Consider the following 16614-nt stretch of genomic DNA (forward strand, 5'->3'; position numbering starts at 1 on the left):
CAGGGCGAGCAGCACCGGCACCCCGGCGGGCAGCAGCGGCGTCGCGGCCCCCGCGCTCACGGCGCCGGCGGCCCCGGGCCGCCCCGGCCTGCTGTGGGGGCCCCCCCCCGGGCGGGGCCGGGGGCGGGGGGCGGGCCGGGCCCCCCCGCGGTGGTCGTCCGAGACGATGTGGCGGACGTATCGACGGATCTTTTCGTCCGTCAACTTGGCCAGGGCGGCCGGAAGTTCCGCGTACGGGACGTCGCGGAGGTGAGACACCCCGAGGATGGCCGCGCCCTCCTCGCAGCCCGCCCGCCGCTCGGCGTACGCACCGTCCCCCAGCTCGTGCTTGACCCGTGTGTCGACCACCAGGAGCTGCAGGCCCTGCGCGGCGAGGTCGAAGGGGATCTGACGTATCGACAGGTCCCGGCAGTCCAGGTGCAGGGCGTGTCCTGCCGTGGCGCACGCCGATGCCATCTGGTCCATGACACCGCAGGGGACGCCGACGAAGGCGTTCTCGGCGCGCTGGGCGAGGACCGCCAACTCGGGGCGGGGCAGGCCGAGTTCGTACAGGTCGTTCAGGGCGAGCGCCGTGACGACCTCCAGGGCGGCGGACGAGGAGAGGCCCGCCCCCGTCGGCACGGTCGACGCCAGGTGGATGTCCGCGCCGCCGGACACCGCGTGGCCCGCGTCCCGCAGCGCCCACACCACGCCCGCCGGGTAGGCGGCCCAGCCGCCCTGCCCATACTTCGACAGGGGGGTCAGCTCGTCGACGCGCAGTTCGGCCACCGGGGCGTCGATGTCGGCCGAGTGGAGCCGCAGGACGCCGTCGGTGCGGCGTGCCACCGCCGCCACCGCGGTGTGCGGCAGCGCGAGCGGCATCACGAAGCCCTCGTTGAAGTCGGTGTACTCGCCGATGAGGTTGACCCGGCCTGGTGCCGACCAGACCCCGTCGGGCGCGTACCCGTAAAGCTCCGTGAACTGCCCCGCTACGTCCATGAGTTACCCCTTAACGCCAGTTACCGCTGAGCGAACGCCCACGCGTCCGCGACGATGCCCGCGAGGTCCGCGCGGGTCGGATTCCAGCCGAGCCGCTTTTGCGCGGTGGCCGCGGATGCGACGAGGACCGCCGGGTCGCCGCCGCGGCGCGGGGCCATGACCTCGGGGATCGGGTGGCCGGTGACCTGGCGGACGGTTTCGATGACTTCGCGTACGGAGAAGCCGTTGCCGTTGCCGAGGTTGCAGATCAGGTGCTCGCCGGGGGTGGCAGCGTCGACGGCGAGGAGGTGCGCCTGGGCGAGGTCCGCGACATGGATGTAGTCGCGCACGCACGTCCCGTCCGGGGTCGGGTAGTCGTCGCCGAACACGGAGATCGCCTCGCGCTTGCCCTGGGCGACCTGGAGGACCAGCGGGATGAGGTGCGACTCGGGGTCGTGCCGCTCGCCGTAGGCGCCGTACGCGCCCGCCACGTTGAAGTAGCGCAGCGAGACCGCGCCCAGGCCGTGGGCGGTCGCCTCGCCGGTGATCATGTGGTCCACGGCGAGCTTGGACGCACCGTACGGAGAAGTGGGCGCCGTCGGGTCGGCCTCCGTGATGGGGGTGCTGACCGGTTCGCCGTACGTCGCGGCGGTGGAGGAGAACACCAGCTTGCGGACATCGGCGGAACGCATCGCGGCGAGCAGCGCCATCGTGCCGCCGACGTTGTTGTCCCAGTACTTCTCGGGCTGCACGACGGACTCACCGACCTGCGAGAACGCGGCGAAGTGCAGCACGGCGTCATAGGAGGAGTCCAGCCACTTGGCGGCATCGCGGATGTCGCCCTCGATGAACGTCGCGCCCGCCGGGACGCCCTCGCGGAAGCCGGTGGAGAGGTTGTCGAGGACGGTCACCTCGTGCCCGGCCTCGATCAGATGCTGGGCCACCACACTGCCCACATAGCCCGCACCGCCGGTGACCAGGTACTTACCGCTCATGAACTCGCTACCTCTCGCAGTCGCTGGGCCGCGGCTTCCGGCGGCACGTCGTTGATGAACACGCTCATGCCGGATTCGGAACCCGCGAGGAACTTCAGCTTGCCCGAAGTGCGGCGAATGGTGAAAAGCTCGAGGTGGAGGGCGAAGTCGTCCCGGTTGATCCCGACATGTCCGGCCGACGAGCCGAAGGGCGCCTGGTGCCAGGCCGCGATGTACGGAGTCGGCTGTTCACCTTCGCCGAAGATCCGGTCGAAGCGCCTCAACAGTTCCAGATAGACCTGGGGGAATTCTGTGCGCGCGGCCTCGTCGAGCCCGAGCAGGTCGGGCACCCGGCGCTTGGGGTAGAGGTGCACCTCGTACGGCCAGTGCGCGCTGTGGGGGACGAACGCGACCCAGTGTTCGGCGTCCAGGACCACCCGCTCGCCCGCCTGCTCGTCGGCGACGACGTCGTCGAAGAGATTGCGGCCCGTCGCCTCCTTGTGCGCGGCAAGGGACGTCAGCATCAGCGACGTACGCGGAGTGGTGAAGGGATAGGCGTAGATCTGGCCGTGCGGGTGGCCGAGGGTCACGCCGATCTCGGCGCCGCGGTTCTCGAAGCAGAACACCTGCTCGACGGAGGGCAGGTGGGAGAGCTCGGCGGTGCGGTCGGTCCAGGCCTCTAGGACGAGTCCGGCCTGCGCCTCGGTGAGGTCGGCGAAGGACGCGTCGTGGTCGGAGGTGAAGCAGACGACCTCGCAGCGGCCCGCGTCGCCGGCGAGCGAGGGGAAGCGGTTCTCGAAGACCACGACGTCGTACGAGGAGTCGGGGACCTCGCTCAGCCGCTCGCCCCGGGAGGGGCAGAGCGGGCATTCGTCGGCCGGCGGGTGGTAGGTGCGGCCCTGGCGGTGCGAGGCGATGGCGACGGCGTCGCCGAGCAGCGGATCGCGCCGGATCTCCGAGGTGGTGGAGATGGGGTCCAGGGGCCTGCGGTCGATGGCATCGCGCACCGCGTCGTCGCGCGAGTCGTAGTAGATGAGCTCACGACCGTCTGCGAGACGGGTCGAGGTCTTCTTCACGTCCGGGGCTCCTCACCAACACCCATCAAACATAACCGCACACAACAAACCACAAGGCAACAGCAACGTCAATGCCGCGGCGTGACCGGTCCAGCACGGGCTGGAACGGGCTGGAACGGGCCGGGGCGGGCCGGGGCGGGCTGGATCTCGGCTGAACCTATGCGTCCGATCACAATCCAACAAAGAACACCAACAGAACTGTTCAGTTATTGAAGCGAGAGGCGTAGGTTCCGGTCTGATCCGTTCGCGCAACGAAGCGAGTTCACCTATGCAGTCCCCCACACAAACCCTGGCCGAGGGGCTTCGGCTGCCCACCAACGGCCTCGACTACGCGATCCTCGCGATCTACTTCGCCGTGGTCCTCGGGATCGGCTTCGCCGCCCGGCGCTCCGTGAAGACCAGCCTCGACTTCTTCCTCTCGGGCCGCTCGCTGCCCGCCTGGGTCACCGGCCTCGCCTTCGTCGCAGCGAACCTCGGCGCCACCGAGATCCTGGGCATGGCGGCCACCGGCGCCCAGTACGGCGTCGCCGTCGTGCACTGGTACTGGATCGGCGCCATCCCCGCGATGGTCTTCCTCGGCCTCGTGATGATGCCGTTCTACTACCGGTCGAAGGTCCGCTCGGTGCCGGAGTTCCTGCTCCAGCGCTTCGACAAGTCGGCGCACCTGCTCAGCTCGGTGCTCTTCGCGTTCGCCGCGATCCTCATCGCGGGCGTGAACCTCTACGCCCTGTCGATCGTCGTCGAGGCACTGCTCGGCTGGCCGCAGTGGGTGGCGATCGTCGTCGCCGGGTTCTTCGTCCTCGCGTACATCACCATCGGCGGTCTCTCCTCGGCGATCTACAACGAAGTCCTCCAGTTCTTCGTGATCCTCGCCGCGCTGATCCCGATCTGCGTCATAGGCCTGAAGAAGGTCGGCGGCTGGGACGGCCTGTCCGGCTCGATCGAGAAGTCGCACGGCGAGAACTTCATGACCGCGTGGGGCGGCACCGGCATCGGTGACGCCAACCCGCTCGGCGCGAACTGGCTCACGATCATCCTCGGCCTCGGCTTCGTGCTCTCCTTCGGCTACTGGACGACCAACTTCGCCGAGGTGCAGCGCGCCCTGTCCGCGAAGAACCTCTCCGCCGCCCAGCGCACCCCGCTGATCGCCGCCTTCCCGAAGATCTTCATCGTCTTCCTGGTGATGATCCCGGGCCTGGTCGCCGCCGTACTCGTCCCGAAGATCGGCACGGCGGGCTCGGATCTGACGTACAACGACGCGATCCCTTACCTGATGCAGGAGTTGCTGCCCAACGGCGTGCTCGGCATCGCGGTGACCGGTCTGCTCGCCGCGTTCATGGCGGGCATGGCGGCGAACGTGTCGTCCTTCAACACCGTGTTCACGTACGACATCTGGGCCAAGTACGTGGTCAAGGACCGCGAGGACGGCTACTACCTGAAGTTCGGCCGGCTCATCACGGCGATCGGTGTCATCGCCTCCATCGGCACGGCCTTCATCGCCTCGTCGTTCTCGAACATCATGGGGTACCTGCAGACGCTGTTCTCCTTCTTCAACGTCCCGATGTTCGTGGTCTTCATCATCGGCATGTTCTGGAAGCGCGCCTCGATGAAGTCCGGTGTGTGGGGCCTGGTCGCGGGCACCACCGCCGCGATGGTCAACTACTTCTGGATCTACAAGCAGGGCGTCATCGACATCCCGACCGACCAGGGCGCCAACTTCGTCTCGGCGATCGTCGGCTTCGTCGCCGGCGCCGTGGTGATGGTCGTCGTCACGCTCTTCACCGCGCCCAAGCCGGAGGCCGAACTGGCCGGTCTGGTGTACGGGACGACCGCGCCGGGCATCGAGGAGCCGCCCGCCGAGGGCGACGACGCCTGGTACCGCAAGCCCGCGCTGCTCGGCTGGGGCGCCATCGTGCTCGCGGCGGCCTGCTACCTGCCGTACTCGCTCTAATCCCGATCGGAGGTCCACAAGATCATGTCTGAACTGCAGAACGAAGTCTCCGAGCTGGAGCGCAAGTCCGCCACGGCGGCCCGTCTCTTCGACATCCGGCGCATCATCGGCGGCCTGTTCGTCGTGTACGGCGTCATCGTGACGATCGCCGGGATATCACCGTCCGACGCCGACCTGGACAAGGCCGAGGGCATCAGCATCAACCTGTGGACGGGCCTGGCCATGCTGGCGCTCGGGCTCTTCTTCCTCGGCTGGCTCTGGCTGCGCCCCGCGGCGGCGCCCGCCCAGGAGCCGGAGGACGAGTAACACCCGTGACCGGGGCCCGAGTTCACTGTGGCGGTGACTCGGGCTCCGTCGGCTTCTCCGCATCGTCGGCGTAGGCCGACACCGGCCGTTCCGCGCGGTCCAGGAGGCCGGTCCGCGCGGCGAGCGCCGCGGCCTCAAGACGGGACCCGACGCCCAGTTTCATCAGGACCCGCTGCACATGCGTCCGCGCGGTGCTCGGCGCGATGCCCATCCCGGCGGCGATCAGCCGGGTGTCCTCGCCGTCCGCGACCCGCACAAGCACCTCGACCTCGCGCGGCGTCAGCATCTGGAGGAGGCGCTGCCCCTCGTCGTCGGGCTGCGCCGCCGGATTCAGCAGCTCGCTGAAGGCGCCCTGGAGCAGCTGCGGGGCGACGGCCGCCTCGCCCGCTCTCGCCTTCATGATGGCCCGTTCGACGCCCTCGATGCGCTCGTCATGGCGTACGTAGCCGGAGGCGCCCGCGGCGAACGCCGCCGCGATGCCGCGCGGGCTCGGCACCGGGCCGAGCACCACCACCGCGACCTGCGGACGCTCCCGCTTGATCTTCACCACCGGGTCGAACATGCCGGCCTCCGCGGGCGTCGCCGTGCCGAGGAGGCAGACCTCTGGGGCCCGGCTGATGACCAGTTCCGCCGCACCGGCGGCGGGCGCGGCCGCGGCGAGCACCCGGTGGCCACGTAGTTTCAGCGCCGAGGCGAGCGCCTCGGCGAGCAGTCGGTGATCGTCGACCACCATGAGCCGCACACCCATAGAGCAACCCCCCACTTATCCCCACTGATCCCCACTGATCCCCCACGGATCGAGGGCCCCCCGGCCCTGCACCCACTCATCCCCCGGAAGCTACACGCTTGTTCGACGTTGCGCGCCCCCTACCGGCGAGAAGCGGCCCGGAATGCGGAAATCCCGGCCATGAATGGGTGATTCGGGGTACGTGCGTACGGAAGCCGCGCACGGGAATGCGGAACGGCCCCGCTCCACAAGGGGAACGGGGCCGTCCGGTGTCACGCGCGCGGCGCGGGCCTGCGGATCCGGTCCGCCTGCTCTGCCTGCTCTGCCTGCTCTGCCTGCTTCCGCCTACTCCGCGACGAAGCCGAGCGCCGTGTACTCCTTCTCGTCCTTCGAGTACGGCTTGCTGATCAGTTCCTTGCCCAGGAACAACTTGCCGTCGCCGTAAAGGAGTTCGTTCGACTTCGGGACCATGCTGCTGATCGCGCTGCCGACGGCCTCGGCCGCCGGGGTCTCCAGGAGCTTGGTCTCCTTCATCGTCTTGCCGTTGATGGAGACGACCTGGGAGCCCTTGTTGTAGCCGCCGTCCTTGTACGCCAGGATGTTGCCGCCGTCCATCCGGATCGGGAACATCTCGCCGTCCTCGCCCGCGTCGGCGCGGTCGCCGGTGGTCTTACCCGTCTCCAGCGAGAACGAGATGATCTCGTTGGTCTGGCTGTAGCTGTCACCGCCGCCGTCGTGCTGGCGGGTCGGGACGTACAGCTTGTCGTTGCCGACGGCGATCGAGCTGCAGTCGTGTACGACGTTGACCTCGCAGTTGTGGTCGTACTTGCCGTCGGGCAGCGAGATCTTGGCGCGCAGCTTGCCCTGGTCGTCGAGCGAGAAGACGTCCGTGGCACCGCTGGAGGTGATCTCCTGGGTGTCCTGGCCGTAGACCACCGGGCTGGTCGAGATGATCTTGGCGTTGTCGACGCCCGGCGTCACCGGGTAGGTCCACTCGGCGTCGCCGGACTTCGCGTTGAGCAGCTCGATGCTCAGCTTCTCGTCGTCGTAGTCACCGCACTTGCGCACCGCGACCAGCTGCTCGCCGCCCGCGTAGCCCTCGTCCTGGCACTTGCTGCCGACCTCGGGCTCCCACAGGTGGTCGCCGTTGGCCGCCTTGAAGGCCGCGCCGCCCGCGCTGGTGCCGGCCGCGACGGTGCTGCCGCTGATGGTGAGCTCCTCGACGCGCGCCGCCGAGCTGCCCTCCTTGACTTCTTCCGTCCAGAGCAGCTCGCCGGACTTCAGGTCGATCCCGGAGATCTGCGAGCAGGTCTCGTGGTCACCCGACTTGTTCCGCTTGGCCTCTTCGTACGCGACCGCGGCGACGCCGTCCTTGGTGATCTCGGGCGATGCGGCGCACGTCTGGCCCTTGAGCGGCCGCGTCCACACCTCCTTGCCGGTGGCCGAGTCATAGCCGACGATCTCGTTGACGCCCGCCTTGGCGTAGACGCCGTCGGTGAGCCAGGAGCCCTTGATGCTCCAGACGTCGTCCTTGGGCACCTCGGGCTGCGGGAGCTGCATGACGATCTTGCCCGCGGTGTTGGCCGGGACCTTCTCCTTGCCCGGGCCGCCCTGGGCCGAGCCGCCGCCGCCCTTCTTCTCCCCGTCGCCGCCCTTGCCGCCGGACGAGCCCTCGGAGCTGGCCTCGGTGTCGTCCTTCTGCGTCGTGGCGTAGAAGACACCGCCGCCGACGATCAGGGCGATCGCGACCACCGCGCCGATGATGATCTTCATCTGGCCGCTGAGCCCGCCGCCGGAGCCACCGGAGCCGCCGGCTTGCGGGGTCATCGGCATGGTCGGGGGCTGCGGCTGGTAGGCGCCGTACGGAGGCTGCTGGCCGTACGGCTGACCCGGCTGACCGGGCTGGCCCGGCTGCCCCGGGTAGCCATAGCCCTGGGGCTGGCCGGGGGGCGGGGTGCCGGGGGCCTGGGGAGCCTGCGGGTAGCCGTAGTTGGGCTGGCCCTGCGGCGGCGGGGGCGGCGTCGGCGGCTGGGCGGGCGGCGGAGTGCCGGGCGCCTGCGGGTAGCCGTAGCCCGGGTTCGGGTTCGGCTCGGGGGCCTTGCCGAAACCGGCCGGCGGGGGATCCTGGGGGGCGCCGAACCCGCCCTGCGGGGGCTCGTTGGGCGGTGGGGGCTGCGTCATGACGTCTTTTCCTTGAGGCGAGAAGCTTGCGGCGTGAGGCGTGGGCGGGAGGCTGACCGGGCGGCGGAGAGGACTACTTTCCGTAGGCCAGCATCAGCTTCTCCTGGCCCTGAGTGCTGCCCGAGAGCCGCGTGGTGGAGATGTAGAAGCGTCCGTCCACGTAGTCGACGTCCTTCGAGAAGAAGCCGTTCTCGATCTCCGAGGTCCCTTCCGGGTTCTTCAGGAGCGTCTTGGGCGTGTGCGAGCCCGACGTCGAGATCGAGACGATCTGACCACCGGCGTCGTACGACGGGTTGACGTAGGCGATGAGCGAACCGCCCTCGGCCTTCATCGGCAGCATCGATTCCTCCAGCGGAGACTTCGTGCGCCAGGCCTCCTTGCCGGTGGAGAGGCTGATCGCGACGACCTCGTTGGCACCGGAGGTCGCCTCGGTCGGCAGGTAGAGGTTCTTGTCGTCGACCGTCGCGCCCAGGCAGCCCTGCAGGCTGCCGCCGAGGAACGTCGAACCGCCGCACTCCGGTGCGAACTTCTCGTCGACGCTGACCTCAGAACGGGTGGCGCTGCTGTTGGGCTTCAGCGTGGTGATGTTCCACTGCTTCTTGTCCTCGTTGGAGAGGTAGACGACCGTGGGGCTCTCGGAGTAGATCCGGCCGACCTTCCAGCCCTTGGGGAACTTCTTCGTCCAGACGGCCTTGCCGGTCTTCGGGTCGATCTGCTGCAGCTCGTCGTGCTCCGTGTCGGAGCCGGCACCGCAGGACAGGGCGCGGAGCATCTTCTTGCCGCCGGCGAAGCCGCTCGGGAAGCAGGTGCCCTCGTCCTTCTTGTCGGAGACGAAGAGCTTCTTGCCGTCGCTCATCCGCAGGGCCGTGCCGGACTGGGAGCGGCCGACCATCAGCGTGTCACCGGTGATGGAGAGGTCGGCGTTGCTGGCGAAGTCGAAGAGACCTTCCTCCTCGACCGGCTTCTTCCAGCCCTTGTCACCCGTCTTCAGGTCGACGACCTGCATCTGGCTGCACTTGGCGTCGTCCTTGAGCCCGTCCTTGTACGCGACGACGATCTTGCCGTCGGCGGTGGGCGTCGGGGTGCTGCCACAGATCTTCTGCGGGAACTTGATCGTGGGCCACGCGGCCTTGCCCGTCTCGACGTTGTAGGCGTTGATCTCCTTGAACGCGGCCTTGACGGCGATGTCGTCCTTGACCCACATGCCGTTGGCGTCGGCGCCCGAACCGGGCACCTTGGGCGCTTCCTTGTACCAGAGCACCTTCGACTCGCCGGGCTGGCGGCCCGCGTTGAGGTCTTCCTGCTCCTCGCCGCCGTCGCCGTCGCCGGTGCCGGGGTTGACCGGGGCCGAGCCGGTGGGCTTGGGGTCGTCGCTCTTGCCGGCCGTCGGCTTCTTCTTCTTGCCGTCGTCGTCACCGCCGACGACGGCCCAGGCGACACCGCCGATGACGAGCGCCGCGGCGGCCACGGCGGCCACGATCAGACCGGGCTTGCCCTTGAAGGGGTTCTTGCTGCCGCCTTCGGGCGGGGTGCCGGGAGCACCCGGGGCGCCGGGGAACTGCGGCTGCGTCTGCGGGTATCCGTAGGGGCCCGACTGCGTGGGCTGCCCGTAGGGGCCCGGCTGCGTGGGCTGGCCGTAAGGGCCCGGCTGGTTGTACGGTCCGGGCTGGCCGGGCTGTTGCGGATAGCCGTAGCCGGGCTGGGTCGCGGGCGGCGTCTGCGGATAGCCGTAACCGGGCTGCCCCGCAGGCGGAGCCGGCGGGGCCTGCGGCGGCTGGCCGGGCGCCTGTGGTGGCTGGCCCGGTGGCTGCGGAGCGGCTCCCTGCTGCGGATCCTGCGGAGCTCCGAAACCGCCGGACGGCGGCTGGTTGGGCGGCTGAGTCATCAGCGCTTCCCCCTTCACTGATTTTTCGGCACGCCAAGTGGTGCTCAGGCCGACCTTTCTATCACCCTGGACCACTAGCACACCTGACCGGTCCGCCCCCTGTTCCCAAGGGAGGACCGGCCCGTGATGCGTCTGTTACGAGACCTCTACGCGTCCTCCGCCAGCTCGAGCCAGCGCATCTCCAACTCGTCGCGCTCGCCGATGAGTTCACGAAGCTGGGCGTCCAGTTCAGCCACCTTTTCGAAGTTCGTGGCGTTATCGGCGATCTGCGCGTGCAGCCAAGTCTCCTTCGTGGACATCTTGTCCAGCTGCCGCTCGATCTTCTGGAGTTCCTTCTTGGCGGCGCGGTTCTCTTTAGAAGACACAGTCGCGGACGAGACGGTCTTCTGCGCGGCGGCCGGTGCGGTGGACGAGGCGGCGGGGGCCGCGGGGACGGCGGCGTCCGCCATCCGCTTGCGGCGCTCCAGATACTCGTCGATGCCGCGCGGCAGCATCCGCATCGTCGCGTCACCCAGAAGTGCGAACACCTTGTCGGTGGTGCGCTCCAGGAAGAACCGGTCGTGGGAGATCACGACCATGGACCCCGGCCATCCGTCGAGAACGTCCTCAAGCTGAGTCAGCGTCTCGATGTCGAGGTCGTTGGTCGGCTCGTCGAGGAAGAGGACGTTCGGCTCGTCCATCAGGAGCCGAAGGAGCTGAAGCCTGCGCCGCTCGCCACCGGACAGATCACCGACCGGCGTCCACTGCTTCTCCTTGTTGAAGCCGAACGTCTCGCAGAGCTGTCCCGCCGTCATCTCCCGGCCCTTGCCGAGGTCGACGCGCTCGCGCACCTGCTGCACGGCCTGAAGCACCCGCAGCGTCGGGCTGAGCTCGGCCACCTCCTGCGAGAGGTAAGCCAGCTTCACGGTCTTGCCGACCACGACGCGCCCCGCTTCGGGCTGTACGTCACCGTCGGAGCGGGAGGCCTCGGCCATGGCCCGAAGGAGCGAGGTCTTGCCCGCGCCGTTCACGCCGACCAGGCCGATACGGTCGCCCGGACCGAGCTGCCAGGTCAGATGCTTCAGCAGCACCTTCGGCCCGGCCTGGACGGTCACGTCCTCCAGGTCGAAGACGGTCTTGCCGAGCCGCGTCGTCGCGAACTTCATCAGCTCGCTGGTGTCGCGCGGCGGCGGCACATCGGCGATCAGCTCATTGGCTGCCTCGATGCGGAACCGCGGCTTGCTGGTACGGGCGGGCGCCCCGCGCCGCAGCCAGGCCAGCTCCTTGCGCATCAGGTTCTTCCGCTTGGTCTCCTCGGTGGCCGCGATGCGCTCACGCTCGGCACGCGCGAAGACGTAATCGGAGTACCCGCCCTCGTACTCGTAGACGGACCCGCTCTGTACGTCCCACATGCGCGTGCACACCTGGTCGAGGAACCAGCGGTCGTGCGTGACGCAGACGAGCGCCGAGCGCCGCGTCCGCAGATGCTCGGCGAGCCAGGCGATGCCCTCGACGTCCAGGTGGTTGGTCGGCTCGTCGAGCACGATCAGATCGGGCTCGCCGATGAGCAGCTTCGCGAGCGCGATGCGCCGCCGCTCGCCACCGGAGAGCGGCCCGATGACGGTGTCGAGACCCTGCGGGAAGCCAGGCATCTCAAGGCCGCCGAAAAGGCCGGTCAGCACGTCGCGGATCTTGGCGTTGCCCGCCCACTCGTGATCGGCGAGGTCACCGATGACCTCGTGCCGCACGGTGGCCTCGGGGTCGAGCGAGTCGTGCTGGGTCAGCACGCCGAGCTGAAGCCCGCCGTTGTGCGTGACCCGCCCGGTGTCGGCCTCCTCCAGCTTGGCGAGCATCCGGATGAGGGTCGTCTTCCCGTCTCCGTTGCGCCCCACGACGCCGATCCGGTCCCCCTCGGACACGCCGAGGGAGACACCGTCGAGCAGGGCACGGGTGCCGTACACCTTGCTGACTGCCTCGACATTGACCAGATTGACGGCCATTAACGCTCCAGGTAAGGGGGATCGATCGATCTCCCAGCGTAGTCGGAGGCGGCGGCTACCAGCCCGGCGGCCGGTGCGGAGGCATCGGCGTACCCGGCATTCCGGGGCGGGCGAATCCCAGCCGTACGTCCTGCGCGGTGCTGATCAGGCGGACCGCCATGAGGCCGCAGATCCCCGCGGCGATCAGGGTCAGGTCGGAGAGGATGAACATCAGTACGGCGGTCCTTGCCTGCCCGACGTCGCCGTCGTCCGCGGCGGAAAGCAGCATCCAGCCGAGCGCGCTGGTGACGCTGGACGTGACCCAGGTGATCCACCAGGCGGTGACGGTGCCGCTTCCGGGGCGATAGGGCTGCGGGCCGTAACCGTACGGTCCCGAGCCGTACGGGCCCACCGGCGGCTGCGGGGCGCCCGGCGGCTCGCTCGCCGCGATGATGTCGTCGGTGATCTGCTTGGGGATCCACCAGTTGGCCACCGGGATGAACCACGCGCCGATCGCCATGCCGGGCGACTGCCGGTGCCGTCCCGGCGCGAGCACCTCCGCGTTCATCCGCACCCGGTGGAACCAGGTCAGGAAGACGGGGACGGCGGCGAGGAAGCCGATGCCGAGCAGGATGACGGTGACGCCCCAGAACTCGCCGAAGTCGTCGTCGTAGTAGAGCAACCAGGAACGGCCGAGGTCACCGTAGAGATCGAAGTCGGCGACGAGCCGCAGCAGGGCGAGTCCCGCGACACCGCCGAGAAGGATCGAGGCGGCGGTACCGAGGCCTCCGGCCGGGGTGGGACGGGGTGGGATCGGGACGTAGTAGCGGGGGTACGGGGTGGCGGGCGGGGGCGGGTATCCGGGATACCCCGGGTGGCCACCGGGCCGGCCGGGCGGGCCGGGTGGTGCGGCCGGCGGGGGCGGGGTGGCGGCGGGCGGAGGCGGAGCGGCGGCCGACGAAGACGGAGTGGCGGCCGACGGAAGCGGGGTGGCAGCCGGCGGGGCGTCCGGCGCTTGCCAGGGTTTGCGCGCCGGGCCTCCGTCGCACTGCGGGCAGCGCCCGTCGGAGCCAAGCGCTGCCGCTTGGCATCGCGTGCAGTTCATTTTCCGCCCCCGATCTCAACTCGGCGGTCTGGGACGGGTGTTCCGTCCAAGCGCCGAGCGATCAGGTTAGGCGATCAGTGCCGCCAGGGGGACTCCCGCTGACGGGTTTCGGTTCGGGCGCGGAGCTGCCGTAACGCGGAGCGAGTGATACGAACATGCGGACGGCGCGTCGCTGGATGGTGGTCGATTGTGCGAAATGGGTCCGTTCGTACGGTCAGCTGCATACGGTCGGGTCTTGTGAAGGCCACAGTGCAGGTCAAGTTGGTGCCGACGCCCGTGCAGGCGGCGGCACTTGAGGCGACCCTGCACGCCTGCAACGAGGCTGCCACGTGGGCGTCCGAGGTGGCGTTCGCCAAGGACGTGAGGCGGAACTTCGCGCTGCGCGAGCACACGTACAGCGAGATCAAGCAACGTTGGGGACTGGGGGCGCAGGCCGCTCAGCACGTCATCAAGAAGACCTGTGATGCGTACGCGACGCTGAAGGCGAATCTGAGGGCCGGTAATCTGGGCAGGCCGGGGTCCCGGCGCTACCGCCGCGCCACCGAGAATCCGGCCGTCTTCCGTCCGGAGGGTGCGCAGCCGTATGACGACCGGATGCTGTCCTGGCAGATCCCGGACCGTAAGGTGTCGATCTGGACCCTGTCGGGGCGGCTGAAGGGCGTGGCGTTCACCGCGTCCCCCGAGCAGGTGGCGCGCCTGGCTCTGTACCGCAAGGGCGAGTCCGACCTCATCGCACGGGACGGCATGTGGTTCCTGAACGCCACCTGCGAGGTTGCCGAGGCCAAGTCGAACACCGCCCCAGACGGCTTTCTCGGCATCGACCTGGGCATCGTGAACATCGCCACCACCTCGGACGGCCAGATCATGGCCGGGCGCCAGCTCAACCGGGTCCGCACCCGCGAGTGCGGCCTGCGCACGAAGCTGCAACGCAAGAACACCCCCTCCGCCAGGCGCCGCGCCAAGAAGCGGCGACGCAAGGAAGCACGGCGGGCCAAAGACATCAACCACAAGATCGCGAAACACGTGGTGGCCGAGGCAGAACGCACCGGTCGCGGAATCGCCCTGGAAGACCTGACGGGCATCCGCGAACGGGCACGGCTTCGCAAGCCCCAACGGGCCACCCACTCCACCTGGGCCTTCGCCCAGCTGGGGCAGTTCATCGCGTACAAGGCCCGCAAAGCCGGAGTGCCGGTGGTCCACGTCGATCCGGCGTACACCTCCCGCACCTGCGCCGAATGCGGCCACAACGACAAGGCGAACCGGGTGTCACAAGCCTGGTTCGCATGCCGGTCCTGCGGATTCGTTGATCACGCAGACCGCAACAGCTCCCGCAACATCCGCGCCCGCGCGGAAGAGTTGTGGCGACGCGGGGTGCGGTCAATCACCCCCGCCCCTCCCCGAGGCAGGACTCGGAGCGGGGCTGGACGCAAGCACAGCACCACACCCAGTGGCGCCCGCTGTGCAAGCCCGCCGCTTTAACGACGGGCAGTTGACGAACTCGACGTACGGCACACCGCAGGCGAAACGCGTCGCATCCACCCCTGCAGTGAGTGGGCCCGCCGAACGCGCCCCACCCGTTCCGCTCGTTCAACCGCAGCAGAGGCCAGGGAAACGCGACCAACGCCAGGTAGATGCTCAGAGCACCGCAGCCCCCTGAGCCGGCGCCTCCGCCACCCGCGCCGCCCGGCACGTGCCGGAGGCCAGCAGCGCGTCGGCCACCCGCCGCGCCGACTCCGCGTCCTCGGCGAGGAACGCCGTCGTCGGCCCGGAGCCGGAGACCAGCGCCGCGAGCGCGCCCGCGGCGGTGCCTGCCGCGAGGGTGTCCTTGAGGGACGGGAAGAGCGAAAGGGCCGCGGGCTGAAGGTCGTTGACCATGCTCGCGGCGAGGCCGGCCGCATCGCCCGTACGCAGTGCGTCGAGCAGCGCCGGGGATGCCTCGGGGTCCGGCGCGACCGGGGTCAGCCGGTCGAACTCCCCGTACACGGCCGGGGTCGAGAGCCCTCCGTCGGCGACGGCGAACACCCAGTGGAAGCCGCCCCCGACCTCAAGCGGCTCCAGCTTCTCCCCGCGCCCCGTCCCGAGCGCCGCCCCGCCCACCAGGCTGAACGGCACGTCGCTGCCCAACTCGGCGCAGATGCCGAGGAGTTCATCCCGCGAGGCACCCGTCCCCCACAGCGCGTCGCACGCCACGAGCGCGCCCGCGCCGTCCGCACTGCCGCCCGCCATGCCGCCGGCGACGGGGATGTCCTTGGCGATGTGGATGTGCACGTCGGGCGCGATCCCGTACCGGGCGGCGAGCAGTTCCGCCGCCCGCGCCGCCAAGTTCGTACGGTCCAAAGGCACTTGATCGGAGCCGGGGCCCTCGCACGTCACCCGCAGCTCGTCCGCGGGCGTGACCGTGACCTCGTCGTAGAGGCCGACGGCGAGGAAGACATTGGCGAGGTCGTGGAAGCCGTCCGCGCGCGCGGCGCCCACCGCGAGCTGGACGTTGACCTTCGCGGGAACCCGTACGGTCACGCTCACGCGCCGGCCTCCTTGTGCTCGGCGATGCGCGCGAACTCCTCCACCGTGAGCGCCTCGCCGCGCGCCTGAGGGGAGACCCCGGCGGCGACGAGCGCGGCCTCCGCGGCGGCCGCGGAACCGGCCCACCCGGACAGCGCGGCCCGCAGGGTCTTCCTGCGCTGTGCGAAGGCGGCGTCGACGACGGCGAACACCTCGCGCTTGGAGGCCGTGGTCTTGACCGGCTCGGCCCGCCGCACCAGCGAGACGAGCCCGGAGTCGACGTTCGGCGCGGGCCAGAAGACATTGCGGCCGATGGACCCGGCGCGCTTCACGTCGGCGTACCAGTTGGCCTTCACCGACGGCACTCCGTACACCTTCGAGCCCGGCGCCGCGGCGAGGCGGTCGGCGACCTCGGCCTGCACCATGACGAGCGTGCGCTCGATGGTCGGGAAGGTGTCGAGCATGTGCAGCAGTACGGGGACGGCCACGTTGTACGGGAGGTTCGCGACCAGTGCGGTCGGGGCGGGGCCCGGCAGCTCGCGCACCAGCATGGCGTCGCTGTGCACCAGCGCGAAGGAGTTCACCTTCGCGGGGAGGCGGGCCTCGATGGTGGCGGGCAGGGCGCCGGCCAGTACGTCGTCGATCTCCACCGCGGTGACGTGCGCGGCGGTGTCCAGGAGCGCGAGGGTCAGGGAGCCGAGTCCGGGGCCGACCTCTACGACGTTGTCCTCGGGGCCGACATCCGCGGTGCGGACGATGCGGCGGACCGTGTTGGCGTCGATGACGAAGTTCTGGCCACGCTGCTTGGTCGGGCGTACGCCCAGGGCGGCTGCCAGCTCGCGGATGTCGGAGGCGCCCAGGAGCGCGCCGGGCTCAGTGTTGCTCACCTCCCCAGGTTACGGGCTCCCCCCGACCCCTTTGCCCCTGTGCAGCGCTTGCCCGGCAGCGAGGGCTGTGCCCACCCGTTCCGCCCTGCGGAACGCCTGCCCACA

General features: G+C 69.6%; 13 protein-coding genes. 3 read left to right on the forward strand and 10 right to left on the reverse strand.

What is annotated here, in order from left to right:
• The 3 genes from ACFWY6_RS01915 to galT form a co-directional block, all read right to left on the reverse strand.
• Positions 1–978 (reverse strand): galactokinase (locus ACFWY6_RS01915; RefSeq protein ID WP_384685182.1); only part of this gene is annotated, 978 nt, incomplete at its 3' end.
• A gap of 20 nt (positions 979–998) precedes the next feature.
• Entirely contained in the window at positions 999–1952 is a 954-nt protein-coding gene (galE, locus tag ACFWY6_RS01920; RefSeq protein WP_384685185.1) for a UDP-glucose 4-epimerase GalE, read from the reverse strand.
• Positions 1949–3007, reverse strand: coding sequence for a galactose-1-phosphate uridylyltransferase (galT, locus tag ACFWY6_RS01925; protein ID WP_384685188.1), 1059 nt, complete (start codon positions 3005–3007; stop codon positions 1949–1951). Before galT ends, galE begins: the two co-directional genes overlap by 4 nt.
• A 268-nt stretch (positions 3008–3275) precedes the next feature.
• Between galT and ACFWY6_RS01930 the strand changes: the two genes are divergently transcribed.
• Positions 3276–4958: a sodium:solute symporter family protein gene (locus ACFWY6_RS01930; RefSeq protein WP_384685191.1), complete on the forward strand. Its 1683-nt coding sequence runs from the start codon at positions 3276–3278 to the stop codon at positions 4956–4958.
• Between the two features lie 24 nt (positions 4959–4982).
• Entirely contained in the window at positions 4983–5264 is a 282-nt protein-coding gene (locus tag ACFWY6_RS01935) for a hypothetical protein (RefSeq protein ID WP_384685194.1), read from the forward strand.
• 22 nt (positions 5265–5286) lie between these two features.
• Here ACFWY6_RS01935 and ACFWY6_RS01940 read toward each other — a convergent pair whose 3' ends face one another.
• From ACFWY6_RS01940 to ACFWY6_RS01960, 5 genes are all read right to left on the reverse strand, one after another.
• Positions 5287–6012: a LuxR C-terminal-related transcriptional regulator gene (locus ACFWY6_RS01940; RefSeq protein WP_384685197.1), complete on the reverse strand. Its 726-nt coding sequence runs from the start codon at positions 6010–6012 to the stop codon at positions 5287–5289.
• 324 nt (positions 6013–6336) lie between these two features.
• Positions 6337–8172: a PQQ-binding-like beta-propeller repeat protein gene (locus ACFWY6_RS01945; protein WP_384685201.1), complete on the reverse strand. Its 1836-nt coding sequence runs from the start codon at positions 8170–8172 to the stop codon at positions 6337–6339.
• A 73-nt stretch (positions 8173–8245) separates the two neighbouring features.
• Positions 8246–10057, reverse strand: coding sequence for a PQQ-binding-like beta-propeller repeat protein (locus ACFWY6_RS01950; RefSeq protein ID WP_384685204.1), 1812 nt, complete (start codon positions 10055–10057; stop codon positions 8246–8248).
• A gap of 146 nt (positions 10058–10203) precedes the next feature.
• Positions 10204–12036 carry an ABC-F family ATP-binding cassette domain-containing protein gene (locus ACFWY6_RS01955; RefSeq protein ID WP_384685207.1) on the reverse strand — a complete coding sequence of 611 codons (1833 nt, stop codon included), beginning with the start codon at positions 12034–12036 and terminating at the stop codon, positions 10204–10206.
• Between the two features lie 55 nt (positions 12037–12091).
• Complete coding sequence (locus tag ACFWY6_RS01960; RefSeq protein WP_384685210.1) at positions 12092–13120, reverse strand: DUF4328 domain-containing protein; 1029 nt, start codon at positions 13118–13120, stop codon at positions 12092–12094.
• 237 nt (positions 13121–13357) lie between these two features.
• On the opposite strand from ACFWY6_RS01960, the gene ACFWY6_RS01965 reads away from it, so the two are divergent.
• Complete coding sequence (locus tag ACFWY6_RS01965) at positions 13358–14599, forward strand: RNA-guided endonuclease InsQ/TnpB family protein (RefSeq protein WP_384685213.1); 1242 nt, start codon at positions 13358–13360, stop codon at positions 14597–14599.
• Positions 14600–14755: 156 nt separating this feature from the next.
• Here the strand turns inward: ACFWY6_RS01965 and ACFWY6_RS01970 are convergent, their stop codons facing one another.
• Both ACFWY6_RS01970 and rsmA read right to left on the reverse strand, forming a co-directional pair.
• Entirely contained in the window at positions 14756–15643 is an 888-nt protein-coding gene (locus ACFWY6_RS01970; RefSeq protein ID WP_384685216.1) for a 4-(cytidine 5'-diphospho)-2-C-methyl-D-erythritol kinase, read from the reverse strand.
• A complete protein-coding gene (gene rsmA / locus ACFWY6_RS01975) occupies positions 15640–16509 on the reverse strand; it encodes a 16S rRNA (adenine(1518)-N(6)/adenine(1519)-N(6))-dimethyltransferase RsmA (RefSeq protein WP_384685219.1) in 870 nt (289 codons plus the stop codon). Before rsmA ends, ACFWY6_RS01970 begins: the two co-directional genes overlap by 4 nt.
• Positions 16510–16614 lie beyond the last annotated feature (105 nt).

The organism is Streptomyces sp. NPDC059037 (assembly GCF_042740015.1).
Lineage (GTDB): Bacteria > Actinomycetota > Actinomycetes > Streptomycetales > Streptomycetaceae > Streptomyces.